Annotated in this window: 3 protein-coding genes; all 3 read right to left on the bottom strand. The window is 31.3% G+C overall.

Going from position 1 to position 3,732, the window contains the following annotated elements; all coding sequences use genetic code 11:
- Nucleotides 1-259 precede the first annotated feature (259 nt).
- Complete coding sequence (locus tag BR02_RS0112900; RefSeq protein WP_031517737.1) at nucleotides 260-1,627, bottom strand: nucleotide-binding domain-containing protein; 1,368 nt, start codon at nucleotides 1,625-1,627, stop codon at nucleotides 260-262.
- Nucleotides 1,620-2,753, bottom strand: a complete 1,134-nt coding sequence (locus BR02_RS0112895) for an SAVED domain-containing protein (protein WP_051688321.1) — start codon at nucleotides 2,751-2,753, stop codon at nucleotides 1,620-1,622. Before BR02_RS0112895 ends, BR02_RS0112900 begins: the two co-directional genes overlap by 8 nt.
- A 502-nt stretch (nucleotides 2,754-3,255) precedes the next feature.
- Nucleotides 3,256-3,444: a hypothetical protein gene (locus BR02_RS0112890; RefSeq protein ID WP_031517733.1), complete on the bottom strand. Its 189-nt coding sequence runs from the start codon at nucleotides 3,442-3,444 to the stop codon at nucleotides 3,256-3,258.
- Nucleotides 3,445-3,732: the final 288 nt, after the last annotated feature.

The raw sequence follows: 3,732 nt of genomic DNA, 5'->3' as shown, positions 1-3,732 counted from the left end.
AAAGAATCATTACTGAAAAACTAGAATTTTGGGATGTTGGCAAGTAAATGCATTTTTAACTGCCATTACATACATTTCCTACTTGCCAAATACATTCAGAAGAACTTTATTTGTATCCTACATATTTGAGCGTTGTGTTAACATATTAGATCCTTAATTTATAAAGATATTTAAGGATCTAAAAATAAGTTCTAAGGTCAAATCTGACAGCCTTTTAGTTTTAGGATAAAAGGGTGATTTGGGGTCATCTTCTCAGGTATTATAATATGTTTATTGGTACATCTATTCTGCTCCTTGCCACGCATACCCCATATCTAACTATATAGCATTCTACAAAGTGAGGCCCCCTAAAAGAGGTTTCCTCCTTTTTAGTGTTCTTACCCTTATCCTCTACAATTTGTCCCCTAATACAGTTTTTCTGCTCTGCAACATCCCCTATATTCCTCACCTTCCAAAAAACTTTATATGGGGGAGGCACATTAGTTCCTTCAATGAAGAATTCAAGATTCTTATTTAGCCTCAGTGGTTCTTTTAATCTCAGCATACTTCTTAGTAATTTTGTTCTCCAACCATCCTGCGTGACACGACAATTAATATTTAAGTCATATTTAATATCGATGGGGTAAATATGTTCAATAAACTCTTCTGTTTCATCACATTCAGGAAAAGTTTCAGTAGCGCAATATGCAGACTCATTTGCTTTTTGAGTATCTTCGGTTAATAAATCACTCCAATAAGAGTGGTTAAAAAAATCATTCCACGCCTCAATAGCTTGCTCCTTTGTACAACCATCAGTAAATAAAATATCTAATTTATCTATATATGTCGATAATCTGTTATAAAGGTTTTCAACTTTAGTTTTATCACTTTCTTTTATAATGAGACTCAAGCTATCATCAACAGGATTTTTGACTTCTTTATCATTTTTTAATCTATCTCTTGTTGCTTTTATTGTATTATAAAAAGATTTATCTATTCTATCATTAGGTTCAAAACATTCTACAACTAATACTGTATGAATCAAGCCACCTGGCATAACCCAATGTTCCCTTGATTTGCAAAACATCTTTAACAGTCTCACAATTTTTCTTAGTTTATAGTCCTGAGCCTTATTGTTTTCAATAAACCAGTTAGTAATTGTTCTTGGGTCCCTTTTACTCCACTCGCTTCCACAGTGTTCATATTCAAATTCATCAGAATCATTTTTAAACCGTCTATACACAGCAAAATCTATATGGTATCCCTCTTCATATGCCACCCTTACACAATTAGTTTTTGCCTCAGGTTCAGTTTTAAATTGTTTACATTTTTTCTTTAATGAGTTTACAACTATGTTTTTAACAGCTGTAGTTCCTGAGGGAATATTATCTTTATCAAAAATTACTGCTACATCAATATCATAATCATGTTTATCATTCTGTGTTACCGTAGACATTGCCACGCTACCCTGAACTACATTGTCCTTTATTTTATATTCTGTCTTTTTTTCCTCATTGTACTCCTGTAGACCATCTTTAAGTCTATCTAAATTTAGATCCTTTTTATTATATAGATTTTGTTTCTCATCTTTCGAAAGCACAACATAATCTCTATAAAATATGTTAAACTCTGTCTCTAAATCAAACAATAGAGCCACCCCCACATTCTAATTCTACATACTCACCCTTGTTTTTCCCATTTAAGACTATTCCCCAAGGGTATCTACATGATGATTCACGTACATAATGGTAATTTATAATTTGTGTCATTCTATTATCGTCAATAATTTTTCCTAATTCTAAAGCTAAGCAACTCTGTCCAGAATATATGAGATGTATTTTAGTTAATTTATCAATAGATTTGCTTAGTAGTTCAATTGTGTCATAAATAACCCTTGTATATTCCCTTAGTTGCTCTTTATACCTTATAGTATTATCACCTAATTTATCAACAAGCAAATGTACAATTTCTTTACCGCTAAACTGTTCTAAATCCGTCTCTTTAATTTCCGAAGTAATAGAAATAGCTAAGACAATTTCATTTGCATACTTATTAACATCGCTTATATTTGTTTTTGGGCCCAGAACAGTGTATTTGTTTTTTTTCATCCGTCCAATTTTTTTTAGCCTATAATATTTGTGAGTTTCCATTTTGTCGTATTCAAAATATTCATGAAACTCATCTTTCTTAAGAAGTGTTCCTGCATACATAATAAATGGAATTGGTGATATTCCTGTATAACCACGTTTATACTCTTTGCTTTCGTTTCTGAATGATTTTATTTTCTCTTGTATTAGTTCAATAATATCTCGAGCTATGTGTTTTGACATGCCTTTTTTATACAGCCAAATAAAATCTATTTCTCTCTCTTTAAATTCAAAGGCACTTAACTTCAAATCATTGCGATGATTTTCTATCCTTTGGTCAAAGACACCATTAATATTTAATATGTATATTTTATTCTTAATATAGCGCTTTAGATAAAAACCTAATACTAACAACAATAAGCCTACCCCAAGTTGAGTAATATTAGTGTCTGAATTATTTTCAAATATCCTTAATACCTCAATTTCTGTATTAACTAAAACAAGGCTAACTATTGATACTATTTTATCTTCAATTGTTCCAAATGAGCTTATTATTAATTCTAAGCCCGCCATAATTATGATATTTGATAGTCCTTCCTCTTTTTTATTCCTTGAAAAACTACTGAAAACAAGGATTATGCCAATAACCAATATACCTGTAAATAAAAGAACTTGTATCTTTTCCAACCATTATCACCTTCCCAGGGGTTTTTATAGATTTAAATGCAGTAAAATCCCTAAATATTCTGTTCCATGTTAAAAGCAACAACTCCTTTGGACATTATGTCATATTTTGTTATTAAACCAGATAGATTAGGGTTTTTCTATAGCGGAGCATCCACATATCATTTAGGCTTCTTTACACACCAGTAGATAATCTTTTATTTTTATATTTCAAAATTGATAAACTCATTTAAGATAGGGCGGTTTTTCGTCTTCTTTTAACCTCTATATGCGTTGCTCAATTCAAATAGGCTCGTAATTTATGTCATCCAGTTGGTCAGATTTTAATTCCGTTGCACAAATTAGCTCCGAAACAACATCATTTTTGTATTCTTAAGGATACCATACTGCTATATTTTGATATGATTTTTGTTTTTTCTCTAAATCAACATATGAATCTGGGGTGGCTGATGTATAAATCTGTATGTAACATCATCTGGTAAACTGTTCAACCCCATTAAGCTGCCTATTTAGCATTTCTCCCACCTGGAATGAAATTACCATTACACCACTTAACAAAATTAAATGTGTGTGTTAAATAAGTTTTGGCTGTACTTTTAGTTAAATACCCATCATCTTGGGCTTTACGGACTTCCTTTTCATAAATTGATACTAATCTTTCTAATTCCTTTATGAATTCCGCAGTTACCTTCATATACGGACCTCCTTTATGTAAACATAAGAAATGCACTAACCCCACAAAATTTAAGATTACTCCTTAGATGAGAAATGTTGAATTAAAGAGGCTTTATAATAGTCAATAAAAAACCACACCTTAGCTGGAGTGGTTTCAAATAAACTGAAATTAATTGAATATTCCTATATCTAATTATCCTCTAACTCCCTTTTCTGTTTTTGGTAATATAAAAGTACCGAGAATGGCAGCGTAAAATTCCATAGTAGCAAAAAAGAAGGAGTCACCGCATAGCATCCCTAAAATAAG

Origin of the sequence: Desulfofalx alkaliphila DSM 12257, assembly GCF_000711975.1 — a bacterium.
GTDB lineage: Bacteria > Bacillota > Desulfotomaculia > Desulfotomaculales > Desulfohalotomaculaceae > Desulfofalx > Desulfofalx alkaliphila.
The sequence above is the reverse complement of the archived record's forward strand: the minus strand, read 5'-3'. Positions and strand labels throughout refer to the sequence as shown.